Genomic DNA, 15,235 nt, shown 5'->3' on the forward strand with positions numbered 1-15,235 from the left:
TTCACGTGAGGGGTCAGACCCCGATGCGGTGCGGGACGAAAGAGGAGGTGTCATCGGTGATCAGGCCGGTCGTCTCCCTGATGCCGAGCCCGGCCGGCTCGTCGGCGACCACCCAGGCGCCGAGCACCGGCCGCTGGCCCTCGAACAGCGGCAGCGCCTCGAAGCCCTGGAAGACGTAGCCCTCCTGGCCGTATCTGCCGGGCGTCTCCTGGGTGCCCTCCGGGGTGACGATCCGCATGGAGGCGCCCTCCCGGCCGAGCAGCGGCTTGGCGATGTAGGAGGTCAGGTCGCGCGGGCCGTCCAGGTAGGCGGGCAGCAGTGAGGGGTGCCCGGGGTAGAGCTCCCACAACACGGCCAGCAGCGCCTTGTTCGACAGCAGCGCCTTCCACAGCGGCTCGATCCAGGTCGCGTGCCGTACCGCGTGCCGCCCGAACTCGTCGGCCAGCATCCACTCCCAGGGATAGAGCTTGAACACCGAGCGGATCATCTGCTCGTCGAGGTCGACGAAACGCCGGTTGAGCGAGTCCCAGCCGATGTCCTCCATGGCGATGGCGGCCGTCTGCAGGCCCGCCTGCTCGGCGGTCTCCTGCAGGTACGCCACCGTCATGGCCTCCTCGCCGGTCTCGTCCGCGTTCGTGAACGAGAAGTGCACGGGCCCCGGAGGCAGGCGCAGCTCGCGCCAGCGGTCGATGAGGCGCTCGTGCACGGAGTTCCACTGGTCGTCATCAGGGTGCGTGTCCTGCAGCCAGAACCACTGCACGACGGACGACTCCACCAGCGAGGTCGGCGTGTCGGCGTTGTACTCCAGCAGCTTGGCCGGGCCGGTGCCGTCGTAGCGCAGGTCGAAGCGGCCGTACACGTGCGGGTCGCGGCGCTCCCACGAGCGGGCCACCTCCTCCCACGCCCACTCGGGGACGGCGAAGTCGGCGAAGCGTCCGGTGGAGATCACGTGCTCGACGGCGCGCAGGCACATGCCGTGAAGCTCCTCGACCTGCTCCTCCAGCGCCTCGACCTCGTCCATCGAGAACACGTAGTGCACGGACTCGTCCCAGTAGGGCCGGCTCAGCCCCGCGGGGTGTGCGGCCCGGTGGTAGGCCAGGCCGTGGCTTTCGATCGTCTTCTCCCAGCCGTCCCTGGGAGTGCCATGCTCGCGGCGCATCTCTCAGCTCCCGCCGCTCCAGCTGTTGCCGAACCCGCCGCGCTGGATCGACTTGCCGTTGCGGGAGGAGATGTTCACGTCGGAAGGCCGGTAGGTGCTGCCGCCCTCGACCCGGTTGCCGACCCGGCGGCCGCCGTAGTACCAGATGTAGGCCCCGCGCGAGCCGCCGTAGTAGTGCGTGCGGCCGTCGTCGTCCTCGCAGTTGTCGTCGTCCACGACCTCGTAGGTGCCGTCCGCAAGCTGGATGACGCAGTCCGCGGTGACCTCGTCGTCGTCCTGCACGGCGGAGCAGTAACCGACCACCATGACGGACAGGACGCCTAGGACGACCAGCGGGACGACCTTGGACGACTTGCGCGGCTGCTCTGCCATCAACTCCTGCTTTCCTGGGCCGATCAGCCTAGCGTCGGCCCTTGTCCCTGATCAATGTCTAGTGGACCCCGGTTGCCACTCGCTTGGGTATGACTTAACGCATGGAACCGACTGAGGCGCTGCGCGAGATCGCCTTCCTGCTGGAACGCGCCGGCGAGCCCACGTACCGCGTGCGTGCCTTCCGCCGCGCCGCCGCGGTCATCGCCGACCTCCCCAGGGACGAGCTCGTACGGCTGGCCCGCACCGGCGGACTCGGTGACCTTCCCGGCATCGGCAAAGTCACCGCCCTTGTAGTGAACGAAAGCCTGGACGGCCAGGTTCCTACGTACTTGCGAAGGATGCGGGCCACCGCCGGGGTCGAGCTGGACGCCGAGACCGCCGCTCTGCGTGCCGCGTTGAAAGGCGACCTGCACAGCCACTCGGACTGGTCGGACGGCGGCTCGCCGATCGAGGAGATGGCCGAGGCGGCCATCGGTCTCGGTCACGAGTACGTGGCGCTGACCGACCACTCGCCGCGGCTGACCGTCGCCAAAGGGCTCTCCGCGGAGCGGCTGGAGCGGCAGCTGGAGGTCGTGGCGAAGCTCAACGAGCGGCTGGCTCCGTTCAGGATCCTCACCGGCATCGAGGTGGACATCAACCTGGACGGCACGCTCGACCAGGACCCCGCGTTGCTGGAGCGGCTGGACGTCGTGGTCGCCAGCGTGCACTCCAAGCTGCGCATGGGCGGGGACGACATGACACGGCGGATGGTCACCGCGATCGCCAACCCCCTCGTGGACGTGCTGGGGCACTGCACGGGGCGGGTCGTCCAGGCCGGTGGCAAGCGGGGCGTCAAGCGGCCGGAGTCGGAGTTCGACGCCGAGCTGGTCTTCGAGGCCTGCCGGCGGTTCGGGGTGGCGGTCGAGATCAACTCCCGGCCCGATCGGCTCGACCCGCCGAAGCGGCTGATGCGGCTGGCGTACGAGATGGGCTGCGTGTTCGCGATCGACTCCGACGCGCACGCGCCCGGGCAGCTCGACTGGCAGCGGTACGGCTGCGAGCGAGCGGCCAGGAGCGGCGTCGACGCCGAGCGCATCGTCAACACCTGGCCGCTCGACCAGCTGCTCGACTGGGCCCGCGCCTAAACCTTGTTGCCCGGGGCCTCGTGCAGGATCGGCCAGACCTCGACCGCGTTGATCGAGGCGAAGGGCACCTCGGCGGCGATGTCCAGGGCGCGCTGTTCGTCGTCGACATCGACCAGATACCAGCTCGCCAGGTATTCCTTGGACTCCAAGTAGGGGCCGTCGGTCACGGCGGGCAGGCCATTGCGTACGCGCACGGTCTTGGCCTCGGCGGCGTCGGCGTTGCCGTACGCGCCCAGCAACTCGCCGGTCTCGGCGTACTTGAGGTTGAACGCGTCCTGCTCGGCGATGGCCTTCTGCTGCTCCTCGGCCGGGTACGACTCCCACATCTCCTTGTTGCCGTAGATGATGATCATGTATTTCATGGCGGGCTGCCTTTCCTTCGGATGGTTTCGTGGGTGGTCGGAGCCGGTGCGACCTCCTCGACATCGCCGGCGAAAAACCTGTGACCGTTTGCCGGGACGTGAAAGCAGGCCTTCTCGCGTGGGGCTCCGACCCCGGTGTGAGATGCGCCACAGGGGATGGCAGGATACTGGCCGCAACCGTGAGACCCCTGTGGCCGGGCAGTGAGGAGGGTGTGCCGGGGGCTGCCGAGCGCCCGGCGATTGTCGGTGGCGCGGCGTAGCGTCACGGCTGTGAATCGTACCGACCGGCTCTACGCGCTCGTCGAGGACCTGCGTGCCATCGCACCCCGCTGCCGTTCCGCGCGGGAGCTGGCGCAGCGGTTCGAGGTCAGCGTGCGCACGATCGAGCGCGACATCACCGCGCTGCAGGAGTCGGGCGTGCCGATCTACGCCGAGGCGGGCCGCAAGGGCGGTTACGCCATCGACAAGAAGATGTCCCTGCCCCCGCTCAATTTCACGCCCGCCGAGGCGGTGGCCATCGCGGTGGCGCTCAGCCGGGCCGGCGACCAGCCGTTCGGGCGGCAGGCGCGCAGCGCCTTACGCAAGGTGGTCGCCGCCATGCCCGGGCCCGAGGGTGATCTGGCCAGGGAGCTGGCCCGCCGGGTGCAGCTCATGCGCCTGCCGGACGAACCGGGCAGCGCGATCAAGCCACTCGGCGCGGAGGGCATCTCCCGGGCCATCGAAGAGGCGCTGCTGCGGCGTCGCGTGCTCAGGCTCGAATACGCCGACGCCAAGGGGGCGCTCACCTCCCGCGACGTCGAGCCCGGCGTGTTCCTGGGCGGGCGTGGGGGGTTCTGGTATCTCGTGGCGTGGTGCCGGCTGCGGGACGACGTACGCGTCTTCCGCCTCGACCGCATCGCGACCGCCACCGTCACCGCCGAGCGCTGCCCCGACCGGCCCCTCGAAGGCTTCGCCACCGACGTGCCCGAGATGATCGTGCACGGCACTGTGCTCGATTAATCAATCGAAAACACCGACATAGGGTTGTCGCCATCGCGTTACATCGTTGTCTTGTTCGAGAAAGCAAGGAGACGGTGATGGACAACACGGTGACGTGGTTCGAGGTTGCGACCGATGACCCGGAGGGCGCCCAGACGTTCTACGGCGGGCTGTTCGGCTGGACGTTCGCGGGTGGCGAGGGGCCGATCGACTATCGGATGATCGGCTATCCGGGCGGTGAGCAGCCGGCGGGCGGGCTCTACAACACCAAGGGAGAGTTCCCCAACCACGCGATCTTCCATGTCCAGGTGGCCGACGTCGAGGAGAGCTGCGCCAAGAGCGAGGCGCTCGGCGGCAAGGTGCTCACGAAGGTGATCGACGACGGGGCGGGCACCGACTTCGCCTACCTGCGTGACACGTCCGGCAGCGTCTTCGGGATCTTCCACCGCAGGTGATGACCCGTGGCCGGGCCGTGGAGAGCGCCTTCCCCGCCGACCCCGGCCTGCCACGGGCCGCTTCCCAGGAGCAGGATTCCCGGGTTCCCAGGAGCGGTTCACCCTTCACCCTGGGCACGCCGCCGATCGCCGAGCGGCGGCGCGCCCAGGGCCTGTTCGCGTTCCGGGGCAGCGTCCGGGTGGTGTCTGGAGGCGGCCGAGGGTCAGAAGGCGGCCGCGGCCAGCCAGCGCTGCAGCAGGGCGCGGTCCCCGTACACGGTGAGGGCGTCGGGGGAGCGCCTGCCGTACAGCATGAGGAGCAGGTCGCTCACCGGGCCCTGGACGGCGGCGTCGCCCTTGGCGTGACCGCGGGCCCATTCGACGGCCCCAGCGGGTCCCTGGGTGATCGTCCATTCGCCGTCGGCGTCGTTCGCGTGGAGGTGGATCGTGGCCCCCTCCACGCCGAGCTCGGCCAACGGCCGGGTGACCCAGGTCGCGGACGGCAGGTTGTGGAGGAGCTCCTCGATGCCGTCCGCCGCCAAAGCCGCCGGGATCACCGGGTCCAGGCCGAGCGCGAGCTCGGCGTCGGCCCGGTGGATCACCAGCTCGAACAACATCCGCGGCGGCCACCAGGACGCCCGCCGGTCAGGGCCCCAGGTCCACACCGGCAGCTGCGGGTCGGTCTCGCGCAGCGTCCGCAGCAGCTCGCCGGCCCCGGACAGCAGCCAGGCGGCGTCGCCGCTCTGGCCCTCGGCCAGCCCGCTGGGCACCTGACGCGACCAGATCCGCTCCTGAACCTGGTTGCGCAGCACGTGCACGGCCCAGCGGTGTGTCTGGCCGACATGGGTGATCAGCTCGGCGAGCGTCCAGCCGGGGCACGTGGGCACCGGGACCGACACATCGCCCGCCAGCTCCGCGAGGCGCGCTGCCTCCGTCTCGATCTCTGACTCGTAGTCCTTCACCTGCCACACACTAGGCCGCCGGGCAGGTGGCCCCCTTCTGCGGCACCGTGCCGTTGATCAGGTACGCGTCCACGAGCCCCTGCACGCACTTGCTGCCCGACAGGTACGCGCCGTGCCCCTCGCCCATGTACGTGACCAGCGTGGCGGTCCTGAGCTGGGCCGTGAGCTTGGGCGCCCACTCGTACGGCGTGGCCGGGTCGCCCTTGCCGCCCACCACCACGATCGGCGCCGAACCGGTGGCGTTCACGTGCCGCGCCTCGTCGCTGCCCTTGGCCGGCCACACCCGGCACAGCCCGCCCGAGCCCTCGCTGCCGAACAGCGGCGAGATCTTGAGCGCGGCCTGCTCGGTCCGCCGCAACTGTTCCGCGGTCGGCCGCTCGGCGGTGTCCACGCAGGTGATCGCCGGGAAGCTGGTCATCTGCGTGGAGTACGTGCCGTCCTGGTTACGCCCGGTGTAGGAGTCGGCCAGGTACATCAGCGCCTCGCCCCTGCCCTTGAGCGTGTCGCCCAGCGCCTGCTCCAGGAACGGCCAGGTCATCTCCGAGTACAACGCGGCGGCCACGCCCGTGGAGGCCAGCCCCTGGGTGAGCGGGCGGTCGCCGACCTTCAGCGGTTTGGCCGCCAGCTCGTTCATCAGGTTCTCGACGTTGGCGTTGGCGGTGGCCAGGTCCTTGCCGACCGCGCAGGAGTCCTTGACGCACGCCTTGAGGAAACTCTCGTACGCCTGCTGGAAGCCACGCGTCTGGGCCAGCGTCCGCTGCTCGAACGTGACCGTCGGGTCGAGCGGCGCGTCGAGCACCATGCGGCCCACGTTCTTGGGGAAAGCGGTGGCGTAGACGCCGCCGAGCTGGGTGCCGTACGACATGCCGACGTAGTTGAGCTTGGCGTCGCCCAGGGCGGCGCGGATGCGGTCCATGTCGCGGGCCGCGTTCACGGTGCCGACGTGCGGAAGGATCTTGCCGGAGTTCTTCTGGCAGAGCGCGGCGAACTGCTTGTTGGCCGCCTCGCTCCGCCGGTGCGTCTCGTCGGTCGGTGGCAGCGTGTCCAGCGAGGTGAACCGGTCCATCTCGGCGCCGCTGCCACAGCGCACCCCGGAGCTGCGCTCGACGCCGCGCGGGTCGAAGCTGATCAAGTCGTAGCGGGCCCGCAGCGTGGTGAGCGCCTTGCCGGCCTGGTCGAGCGTGTCCACCCCGGACGCGCCTGGGCCGCCGAAGTTGAACACCACCGACCCGAGGCGTTTGCCCGTGGCCGGCAACTTGATCAGCGCCAGCTCGATCTTCTCCCCGTCCGGCTTGGCGTAGTCCAGGGGCACGGCAAGCTTCCCACAGCGCACCGAGGCGTCCTGGCGGGCCGGTGGCTCGCCGTCAGGTCGCTTGATGTCGGTGCAGGGCCCCCACTCGATGGTGTCGGGGCCCCCGCCAGACTGGGTGGCGGCGGGCACAGTGGAACAGCCGGCGGCCGCCAGCATCAGGGTGGCGGCTAGAACGCGTCGCATGGCACAAACTTCCCCTCGTCTCTCCGGGGGGAAGTAGTGCCCACAATACGCGACCGTGCACTCAAACAGGGTGAGGCGGCACGTAGCGCAGATGCTCTGAGCTGGGTCGACGTGACCCGGCGTGCCGCCTCACCAGGGTCGTTCAGATCCCCATGGACTGGGTGTCGTTGCTCTCCGCGCCGCCTGCCTCGGTGACGCCGTTCTTGAGGTGGTAGCGGGCGATGGCCTCGCGCAACACCTCGCCGTCGAGCTCGCCGCGCTTCACGAGCTGGGTGAGCACGGCCAGCGTGATCGACGCGGCGTCCACGTGGAAGTGGCGGCGCAGCGCCGAGCGGGTGTCGGACAGGCCGAATCCGTCGGTGCCCAGCGAGGACCAGTCACCTGGCACCCACTGTGCGATCTGGTCCTGCACGGCCTTCATGTAGTCGCTGACGCCCACGATCGGCCCCTGGGCCTGGGAGAGCGCCTGGGTGACGTACGGGACGCGCTGCTCGTCGTCCGGGTTGAGCAGGTTGTGCTCTTCGCACGCCAGCGCCTCGCGGCGCAGCTCGGACCACGACGTGGCCGACCACACGTCGGCCGACACACCCCAGTCCTCGGCCAGCAGCCGCTGCGCCTCCATCGCCCACGGCCCCGCCACGCCCGAGGACAGGATGTTGGCCTTGGGACCCTGCGTCTGCGGTCCGTCGGCGAACTTGTACAGGCCCTTGAGCAGGCTCTGCACGTCGAGGTTCGCCGGCTGGGCCGGCTGCAGGTAGGGCTCGTTGTAGACGGTCAGGTAGTAGAAGACGTTCTCCGGCTGGTCGCCGTACATCCTCCTGAGGCCGTCCTTGACGATGTACGCCACCTCGAACGCCCAGGACGGGTCGTAGGAGATCGCGGCCGGGTTGGTCGAGGCGATGAGCGGCGTGTGGCCGTCCTCGTGCTGCAGGCCCTCGCCGTTGAGCGTGGTGCGGCCCGCGGTGGCGCCGATCAGGAAGCCGCGGCCCATCTGGTCGCCCATCTGCCACATCGAGTCGCCGGTGCGCTGCCAGCCGAACATCGAGTAGAAGATGTAGATCGGGATCATGTGCTCGCCGTGCGTGGCATAGGTGGTGCCGGCCGCGATGGTCGAGGCCATGGAGCCCGACTCGCTGATGCCCTCGTGCAGGATCTGCCCCTGCACGGCCTCCTTGTACGACAGCAGCAGCTCGCGGTCGACGGCCTCGTACGTCTGGCCGTGCGGCGAGTAGATCTTCGCCGTCGGGAACATGGCGTCCAGACCGAACGTCCGGGCCTCGTCCGGGATGACCGGCACGAACCTGTGCCCGATCTCCTTGTCCCGCATGAGGTCCTTGAGCAGCCGCACGAACGCCATCGTGGTGGCGACCTGCTGCTTGCCCGAGCCCTTGGCGAAGCCGCCGTAGACCTCGTCGCCGGGCAGCTTGATCGGCTTGGCGCGCATGACCCGCTTGGGCAGCACGCCGCCGAGCGCGGCGCGGCGCTCCTTCATGTACTGGATCTCGGCGTCGTTCTCGCCCGGGTGGAAGTAGGGCGGCAGGTCGCCCTCCAGCGCAGAGTCCGGGATCGGCAGGTAGAGCCGGTCGCGGAACTCCTTCAGCTCGGCCTTGGTGAGCTTCTTCATCTGGTGCGTGGCGTTGCGCGCCTCGAAGTCCTTGCCCAGCGTCCAGCCCTTGATGGTCTGGGCGAGGATCACGGTCGGCTGGCCGACGTGCTCGCGGGCCGACTTGAACGCCGCGTAGACCTTGCGGTAGTCGTGGCCGCCGCGCGACAGCTTGCGGATGTCGTCGTCGGTCAGGTGCTCGACCATCTTGCGCAGGCGCGGGTCGGAGCCGAAGAAGTGCTCGCGGATGTAGGCGCCCGACTCGACCGAGTAGGTCTGGAACTGCCCGTCCGGCGTGGTGTTCATCTGGTTGACCAGCACGCCGTCCACGTCGGCGGCGAGCAGCGGGTCCCAGTCGCGGCCCCACACGACCTTGATCACGTTCCAGCCCGCGCCGCGGAAGTACGACTCCAGCTCCTGGATGATCTTGCCGTTGCCGCGTACCGGGCCGTCGAGCCGCTGCAGGTTGCAGTTGATCACGAACGTGAGGTTGTCGAGCTCCTCACGGGCGGCCAGGCCGATCGCGCCGAGCGACTCGGGCTCGTCCATCTCGCCGTCGCCCAGGAACGCCCACACATGGCTGCGGCTGGTGTCCTTGATCTGGCGGTTGAGCAGGTAGCGGTTGAACCGCGCCTGGTAGATCGCGCCGATCGGGCCCAGGCCCATGGAGACCGTGGGGAACTCCCAGAAGTCCGGCATGAGCCGCGGGTGCGGGTAGGAGGGCAGGCCGCGGAAGCCGTGCGACAGCTCCTGACGGAACGCGTCGAGCTGGCTCTCGTTGAGCCGCCCCTCGAGGAAGGCGCGGGCGTAGATGCCCGGCGCCGCGTGCCCCTGGAAGAAGACCTGGTCGCCCGACTCGCCGTGGTCCTTGCCGCGGAAGAAGTGGTTGAAGCCCACCTCGTAAAGCGAGGCCGCCGAGGCGTAGGTGGCGATGTGGCCGCCCACGTTGGTGCGGGCGTTGGCCCTGGACACCATGATGGCCGCGTTCCAGCGGATGTAGGCGCGGATGCGGCGCTCGACGTGCTCGTCACCCGGGAACCAAGGCTCGCGCTCCGGCGGGATCGTGTTGATGTAGTCGGTGCTGCGCAGGCCCGGCACGCCGACCTGGTGCTCGCGGGCCCGCTCCAGCATGCGCAGCATGAGGTAGCGGGCTCTGGTACGGCCCTCGGTCTTGACGACGTTGTCGAGAGACTCGAGCCACTCGTTGGTCTCGCTGGGGTCGACATCAGGCAGCTGGCTGGGTAGGCCGTCGCTGATGATCGAGAATCGCTGGCGTCCGGAAGCCACTGGGTCTCGCCTTCCGAGGATGACTGATGTCTGGTCTGGGTCGCCTTCCATCCTGGTCGCTAGCCGTAGAAAACGCATCTCTACTGACCGGTAACCAGAGCGTCCCTGCTGGCAGGGCCTCTCCGATGGCCTAGACCACCGATGGTAGGACGAATCGCATCAAAGGTTACATTGCTCAACCAATTTAACAAGACAGGAAAACTAACGAAATTTCGCTCGGCGTGTCTTGGCCCGGTCGCCTGCGTCGGCGCCTCAAGCGATGACATCCCCCGAAGAGGAGAGATCATCACCCGCTCGGGTGCGATGTGCCGCGCGAGTCTAGCCGCCGGCCGTTGAGCACGGCTCCTCCGGGGCCGCCGAACGGTCGGGAAGGCTGGGCGGGAGAGGCATTCTCGTCGGCGCTCATGGCGCTCATGGCGCTCACGCTGGTGCCGGTGCTGGTGCTGGTGCTGGTGCTCGTGGGTCTTCGGGCTGGGCGCCGGGGCTCGTGGGGCTCTTGGGGCTCATGGCGGCGTGCGCGCCGGGGCGGCGGCCAGGCGGCAGGATCGTCACCTACTGGCGGCGCCGCGCGGACCGGGCCATGGCCGTGGCCGTGGCGGGGGAGCTCGCCTGGTGCATCAGGCGGAACGGCGCGCCGGACTTCCCCGACCCGGTGCTCCGCGAGGCCGGCGAGATCACCATTCCGGGCGACGTGCCGTACCGCCCCCAGTCGGTGGTGGAGGCGTACAAGCCGATCAGGGCGCGCATGCCGCCGTTTACCGTCGAAGGCGCCACCCTATAACCACGGCCCAGACGCAGTGTCTGGTCCGCTTCGCCCGTTGCATGCCTGAGCAGGGCCTCGCCGACCGGCCTGACCCCGATGCCGAAGGCGGATTCCCGCTCTCCGAGCGACTGCGCAAGGGCGGCAAACGACTCTTCTACGAGCCGATGCGGGCGTGCAGAAAACATCACCCGACCCCGACGGCGGCATCGCCGTCAGCGATCCAGGCCAGCAGGAGGAGCGATGGTCCTGCGCGCAGCTCTCCTATCGGTCACGGGTGCCACTGTTTCGGGTGGCCAGAATGGCTGAGCGGTGCTCGCAGCGCGCCACCACCCCTGCCGGTCCGCCCCTGCCGGTCCGTCCGTGATCGTCCTGCCCGGGACCGGGCCGGGTGGGCCGTGGTCAAGGTGGCCGGATCCCGGCCGGCGGCGGTGCCCGTGCCCACCGCCACGGCCACGGGCACGGGCACGGCCACGGCGACAGCCACCGCGACGGCGACGGCCACGGTCGAGGTCAGCGGCACCAGGACGACCGCCACGAGCACAGCCTCGACCAGCAGCACCGCATCGGCGGTGACCAGCACGTTCGACGCCGGCATCCGGCCATGCAGCCTGAAACGCCAAATCCGCGCCGCGTAACGTTTTGGTCATGGTTCTGACCTCCCCCGAAAGAGGGAGGCAAAAGTCATCCGATCTCGGGATTCACTCTTTTCGTAGGCCTTTCCGCGTACCAATGTGGGATGTATGAACGCGACGGTGGGCGATCGCCTCCTGGTACACGGGAGCATCGTGGGTGAAAGGGACCATGGAGGCGAGATCGTGGAGGTCCAGGGCCCTGACGGGGCGCCTCCCTACATGGTGCGGTTCGACGATGGGCACACCGGGCTGGTATTTCCCGGCCCCGATGCCGTCGTCGTGCATAAGTAAGATCTCCCTGTGAGATCTGAAATCATCTCCGTGGCCACGGGTTCACGAGAGACGGTGCACGACATCACTGCCGAATGCGCTGATTTCGTGCGCGCTCAGGGTGAGGACGGGTTGCTGCACATTTTCGTGCCGCACGCCACCGCCGGCGTGGCCCTGCTCGAGCTGGGCTCGGGCAGTGACGACGACCTGCTCGCCGCCTTGCGCGACGTCCTGCCCGCTGACGACCGGTGGCGTCACGCCCACGGCTCGCGCGGCCACGGCAGGTCGCACGTCATGCCCGCGCTGATCCCGCCGTACGCCACGATCCCCGTGCTGGGCGGGCAGATGGCGCTGGGCACCTGGCAGTCGGTCGCACTCGTGGACCTGAACGTCGACAACCGGCAACGCCAGGTTCGCCTGTCGTTTTTGTCTGATTGATTCTGGCCGACTAGGGCCGTACCCGTGGCGACCGTTGACGACTGAGGGTCACAGCGTGTGGACTGTGCCGAAGCGATAAACCGCATAAGCGGGGCCACTCAAGCAGGAGGGATAAACGTGAGCGCGACCGCGGGTCAGGCGCAGGGCGAGCGCGGCCTGGCCGAACGACTCGGCCTCAAGCCGGGTCAGGTGGTGCAGGAGATCGGTTGGGACGAGGACGTCGACGACGAGCTCCGCGACTCCATCGAGGAACTGACCGGCAACGAACTGCTGGACGAGGAGAGCGACGACGTCGTGGACGTGGTGCTGCTGTGGTGGCGCGACGGCGACGGCGACCTCTTCGACGCTCTCAGCGACGCCATGCGAGCACTCGCCGAAGGCGGCCAGATCTGGCTGCTGACTCCCAAGGCGGGACGCGAGGGCCACGTGGAGCCGAGCGACATCGGGGAGGATGCCGCCACCGCGGGTCTTGCACAGACCAGCAGCATCTCCGCCGCACCCGACTGGTCCGGGACCAGGCTCGTGACGCCCAAGGGCAAACGGTAAATCGCGTCTCCAGTGGGACGACAGCAGATCGCGTCGCCCATGGGACGCGGCAGATCGTGTCGGCCGTGAGACCACGGTAGGGAGCCCGAGCGCCAGCCATGCGGCAGGATGATGCCCGTGAACGCACATCCTGCCGAGGTCGGCGCCCTGGCTCCGGATTTCGAGCTGCAGGACCAGCACGGCACTCCGGTGCGCCTGTCCCGGTTCCGGGGCAGGAAGGTCGTGCTGGTCTTCTACCCGCTCGCCTTCACCGGCGTATGCCACAGCGAGCTGTCCGCGCTGCGCGATCATCCGTTCGACGACGCTCAGGTGCTGACCGTCTCCGTGGACTCGGTGTTCACGCACCGTGCGTGGGCGGAACGCGAGGGTTACACGTTCCCGCTGCTCTCTGATTTCTGGCCACACGGACAGGTCGCGCAGGCGTACGGTGTGTTCGATGATGCGAAGGGGCTCGCGCTACGGGGGACCTTCATCATCGACGGCGAGGGCGTGATCCGGTGGTCGGTGGTCAATCCGATCGCCTCCGCACGTGACGTCGCCGACTACGTCAAGGCACTCGCCGACATTCACTGACTTCGGAGGGAACGATGCCCTGCTACCGGTGCGGGGCCCGGCAGACGGACCCGGTCCGCGGCGCCAGCCCGTGGCAGCGCGGGGTGCGCAAGGAGTCGCAGGTCCTGATCTGCCCGGACTGTCAACGGCTGCACGACCTCGACCTCGACGCGTGCGAGACGTGCACGTCCACGGCCCTGATCTGCCGGCTGGGCGAGGTGGAGTGCCGGTCCTGCGGGGCCGTGTGGATGGCACGTTCTGACATCCCCCTTTCCGGCTCCACCGCCCCTCCGCCGCCGGGGTTGTCGGCGGAGGTGGAAGCGGCGCTCAACCGCGTGCTGGGCCGCGCCTGAGCGCTGTCTGGGCGCGCTTTGAGCGCCGGTGCGGCGGGATAGGGGCGGGTACGGCGGGGATGGTCCGCTCGCCGCCGAAACGCGCCCTCGCGGCGTTGCGGACAGGTGCCGCCGAGCCGCCGGGCCGGTGGGCCCCGACCCCCATCGCGCCAGCCCGAACCTGTAAAAACGTGGGGGACTCGGGGAACCGGGAACGGGGCGCCGGGAGCGAGGAAACGCAGGACCGGACATTCCAGACATCTACTGACCTGCGCTATCGTCTCCTTCCGTGTCCGCAATGAACACCAGCAGCAGTGGTACGTCGAGCAGTGCGTTCGTTGTCGCGCTCGACGTCGGCGGCACGTCCATGAAGGGCGGCCTGGTCAGCGACTCCGGCGCGGTGCTGCTGAGCGAGCGGCGCCCCACCCCCCGAGCGGACGGCCCCGACGCGGTCGTCACCGCCATCTCCGACTTCATCAGCCACCTGGCCGCGGCAGGTGACGGCACTCCGGCAGGCGTGGGCCTGGCCGTCCCCGGCCTGGTGTCCGAGGACGCCGCCCTCTACGCCACCAACCTGGGCTGGCGCGACGTCCCCGCCACGGCCTTCACTACCCTGGACATCCCGGTAATGCTGGGACACGACGTACGCACCGGCGGGCTGGCCGAGAGCATCCTGGGCGCCGGCCGCGGCCTGTCCGACTTCCTGTTCCTCCCCATCGGCACAGGCATCGCCGGCGCCTCGATCATCCGAGGAGAGGCGTACGGCGGCTCGTCGGGCTGGGCCGGCGAGATCGGCCACACCCCGGTCTTCCCCGACGGCGAACAGTGCGCGTGCGGCCAGTTCGGCTGCCTGGAGACGTACGCCTCGGCCGCCTCGGTGGGCCGCCGCTACAGCCAGCGGGCCGGCGTGGAGGGCGTCAAGGCCGAGCAGGTGGTCATCTCGGATGATCCCATCGCCATCGAGGTATGGGACGAGGCCGTGGAGGCCCTGTCCCTCGCCCTGGCCACGTACACGCTCCTGCTCGACCCGTCGGTCATCGTCATGGGCGGCGGCCTCGCCGAGGCCGGCCCCGCCCTCTTCGACCCCGTACGCACCCGCCTCGTCAAGCGCCTGGCCTTCCGCGAGGCACCCCCGCTGATCCCGGCCGCACTGGGCGTGGACGCCGGCATGCTCGGCGCCGCCCTCCTGGGCTGGCGCGCCGCCGGCCGCCCCGAACTGGGCCCCGACTGGACGGTGGATGTGCGATCGGCCCCCCTGGTGTCGTAAGGTGTAGTGCCGATCAGGGGCGGTTAGCTCAGCGGTAGAGCACTCGCCTTACAAGCGAGGGGTCACTGGTTCGAACCCAGTACCGCCCACCTGCGGAAACACTTGTTCTTCGATCTTTAAAACGGCGTCTGAGGGACTAACTGGGGGACTAACTCCCGAAGATCTTGTCCATCGCCGCAGCTCCCTGCATGATCACGTGCCTGATTTGGTGCCGGTAGACCGTCTCGGTGACCACCGTGTTGGAGTGGCCGACCAGGCGCGAGATGTCCTCGATGGGGACGCCGGAGTCTGACAGCACGGACACGAAGCTGTGCCGCAGCTCGCGAGGTGACCACTCCCGTCCGGTGAGCCCTGTCGCCTCGACGACCTTTCGGAAGTCCCGCCGTACGTTGTGGGCCGTGACGGGCGTTCCTGTCCGCGTACAGAACACGAGGTCCGTGTCCTGCCATCGGTCTGCCGCCTTCTCTCGCGCGACGTCCTGGGCTTCCTTGAGGAGGCGCAACGCGTCCATGCAGCGCTGGGGGAGCTTGAGTGTGCATCCCCTCGTAGCGTGGAGACCGAACCGGGAAGGGTTTGGTCGTGGCAGCAGTCACGCGGCGGCGCTTTGATCCGGAGTTCCGGGCTGGGGCGCTGCGTATCGTCAAGGAGACCGGCAAGCC

General features: G+C 69.1%; 18 protein-coding genes and 1 tRNA gene. 11 read left to right on the forward strand and 8 right to left on the reverse strand.

The annotated features are described in order from the left end of the window. Positions 1-13: 13 nt before the first annotated feature. Positions 14-1,159, reverse strand: coding sequence for a glutathionylspermidine synthase family protein (locus ETD86_RS34195; protein ID WP_138670781.1), 1,146 nt, complete (start codon positions 1,157-1,159; stop codon positions 14-16). Positions 1,160-1,162: 3 nt separating this feature from the next. Further along, complete coding sequence (locus ETD86_RS34200; protein ID WP_138670782.1) at positions 1,163-1,531, reverse strand: hypothetical protein; 369 nt, start codon at positions 1,529-1,531, stop codon at positions 1,163-1,165. Between the two features lie 101 nt (positions 1,532-1,632). Here ETD86_RS34200 and ETD86_RS34205 point away from each other — a divergent pair, with 101 nt between their 5' ends. Continuing rightward, complete coding sequence (locus ETD86_RS34205) at positions 1,633-2,655, forward strand: PHP domain-containing protein (RefSeq protein ID WP_138670783.1); 1,023 nt, start codon at positions 1,633-1,635, stop codon at positions 2,653-2,655. Here the strand turns inward: ETD86_RS34205 and ETD86_RS34210 are convergent. Further along, the gene (locus ETD86_RS34210; protein ID WP_138670784.1) at positions 2,652-3,017 is read right to left on the reverse strand and encodes a YciI family protein; all 366 of its coding nucleotides are present in this window, start codon (positions 3,015-3,017) and stop codon (positions 2,652-2,654) included. The two genes, ETD86_RS34205 and ETD86_RS34210, sit on opposite strands and share 4 nt — an antisense overlap. Positions 3,018-3,287: 270 nt before the next feature. Between ETD86_RS34210 and ETD86_RS34215 the strand changes: the two genes are divergently transcribed. Together ETD86_RS34215 and ETD86_RS34220 are read left to right on the forward strand one after the other, a co-directional pair. Beyond that, the gene (locus tag ETD86_RS34215) at positions 3,288-4,016 is read left to right on the forward strand and encodes a helix-turn-helix transcriptional regulator (protein ID WP_138670785.1); all 729 of its coding nucleotides are present in this window, start codon (positions 3,288-3,290) and stop codon (positions 4,014-4,016) included. A gap of 77 nt (positions 4,017-4,093) precedes the next feature. Next, complete coding sequence (locus ETD86_RS34220; RefSeq protein WP_138670786.1) at positions 4,094-4,450, forward strand: VOC family protein; 357 nt, start codon at positions 4,094-4,096, stop codon at positions 4,448-4,450. 203 nt (positions 4,451-4,653) lie between these two features. Here ETD86_RS34220 and ETD86_RS34225 read toward each other — a convergent pair whose 3' ends face one another. The 3 genes from ETD86_RS34225 to aceE all read right to left on the reverse strand — a co-directional run bounded on the left by ETD86_RS34225 (position 4,654) and on the right by aceE (position 9,776). Continuing rightward, the gene (locus tag ETD86_RS34225) at positions 4,654-5,391 is read right to left on the reverse strand and encodes a maleylpyruvate isomerase family mycothiol-dependent enzyme (protein ID WP_170223421.1); all 738 of its coding nucleotides are present in this window, start codon (positions 5,389-5,391) and stop codon (positions 4,654-4,656) included. A gap of 10 nt (positions 5,392-5,401) precedes the next feature. Then, positions 5,402-6,886: an alpha/beta hydrolase gene (locus ETD86_RS34230; RefSeq protein ID WP_138670788.1), complete on the reverse strand. Its 1,485-nt coding sequence runs from the start codon at positions 6,884-6,886 to the stop codon at positions 5,402-5,404. A 142-nt stretch (positions 6,887-7,028) separates the two neighbouring features. Continuing rightward, positions 7,029-9,776 (reverse strand): pyruvate dehydrogenase (acetyl-transferring), homodimeric type, encoded by a 2,748-nt coding sequence (gene aceE, locus ETD86_RS34235; RefSeq protein WP_138670789.1) that lies wholly within the window; start codon positions 9,774-9,776, stop codon positions 7,029-7,031. A gap of 487 nt (positions 9,777-10,263) precedes the next feature. Here aceE and ETD86_RS34240 point away from each other — a divergent pair, with 487 nt between their 5' ends. Continuing rightward, complete coding sequence (locus ETD86_RS34240) at positions 10,264-10,557, forward strand: hypothetical protein (protein WP_138670790.1); 294 nt, start codon at positions 10,264-10,266, stop codon at positions 10,555-10,557. 250 nt (positions 10,558-10,807) lie between these two features. Here the strand turns inward: ETD86_RS34240 and ETD86_RS34245 are convergent, their stop codons facing one another. After that, complete coding sequence (locus ETD86_RS34245) at positions 10,808-11,134, reverse strand: hypothetical protein (RefSeq protein ID WP_138670791.1); 327 nt, start codon at positions 11,132-11,134, stop codon at positions 10,808-10,810. Positions 11,135-11,279: 145 nt separating this feature from the next. Here ETD86_RS34245 and ETD86_RS34250 point away from each other — a divergent pair, with 145 nt between their 5' ends. From ETD86_RS34250 to ETD86_RS34280, 7 genes are all read left to right on the forward strand, one after another. Then, positions 11,280-11,462, forward strand: coding sequence for a DUF1918 domain-containing protein (locus tag ETD86_RS34250; RefSeq protein ID WP_138670792.1), 183 nt, complete (start codon positions 11,280-11,282; stop codon positions 11,460-11,462). 9 nt (positions 11,463-11,471) lie between these two features. Then, positions 11,472-11,879 carry a secondary thiamine-phosphate synthase enzyme YjbQ gene (locus tag ETD86_RS34255; protein ID WP_138670793.1) on the forward strand — a complete coding sequence of 136 codons (408 nt, stop codon included), beginning with the start codon at positions 11,472-11,474 and terminating at the stop codon, positions 11,877-11,879. Positions 11,880-11,996: 117 nt separating this feature from the next. Beyond that, the gene (locus tag ETD86_RS34260; protein ID WP_138670794.1) at positions 11,997-12,425 is read left to right on the forward strand and encodes a DUF3052 domain-containing protein; all 429 of its coding nucleotides are present in this window, start codon (positions 11,997-11,999) and stop codon (positions 12,423-12,425) included. A 111-nt stretch (positions 12,426-12,536) separates the two neighbouring features. Continuing rightward, entirely contained in the window at positions 12,537-12,998 is a 462-nt protein-coding gene (locus ETD86_RS34265; RefSeq protein WP_138670798.1) for a peroxiredoxin, read from the forward strand. A gap of 14 nt (positions 12,999-13,012) precedes the next feature. After that, a complete protein-coding gene (locus ETD86_RS34270) occupies positions 13,013-13,330 on the forward strand; it encodes a hypothetical protein (protein WP_138670795.1) in 318 nt (105 codons plus the stop codon). Positions 13,331-13,607: 277 nt separating this feature from the next. Further along, positions 13,608-14,576 carry an ROK family protein gene (locus ETD86_RS34275; protein WP_138670799.1) on the forward strand — a complete coding sequence of 323 codons (969 nt, stop codon included), beginning with the start codon at positions 13,608-13,610 and terminating at the stop codon, positions 14,574-14,576. A gap of 17 nt (positions 14,577-14,593) precedes the next feature. Beyond that, a tRNA-Val gene (locus tag ETD86_RS34280) sits at positions 14,594-14,665 on the forward strand. Positions 14,666-14,724: 59 nt separating this feature from the next. Here ETD86_RS34280 and ETD86_RS34285 read toward each other — a convergent pair. Next, positions 14,725-15,087, reverse strand: a complete 363-nt coding sequence (locus ETD86_RS34285; protein WP_211370496.1) for a tyrosine-type recombinase/integrase — start codon at positions 15,085-15,087, stop codon at positions 14,725-14,727. Positions 15,088-15,235: the final 148 nt, after the last annotated feature.

The organism is Nonomuraea turkmeniaca (assembly GCF_005889735.1).
Classification (GTDB): Bacteria; Actinomycetota; Actinomycetes; order Streptosporangiales; family Streptosporangiaceae; genus Nonomuraea; species Nonomuraea turkmeniaca.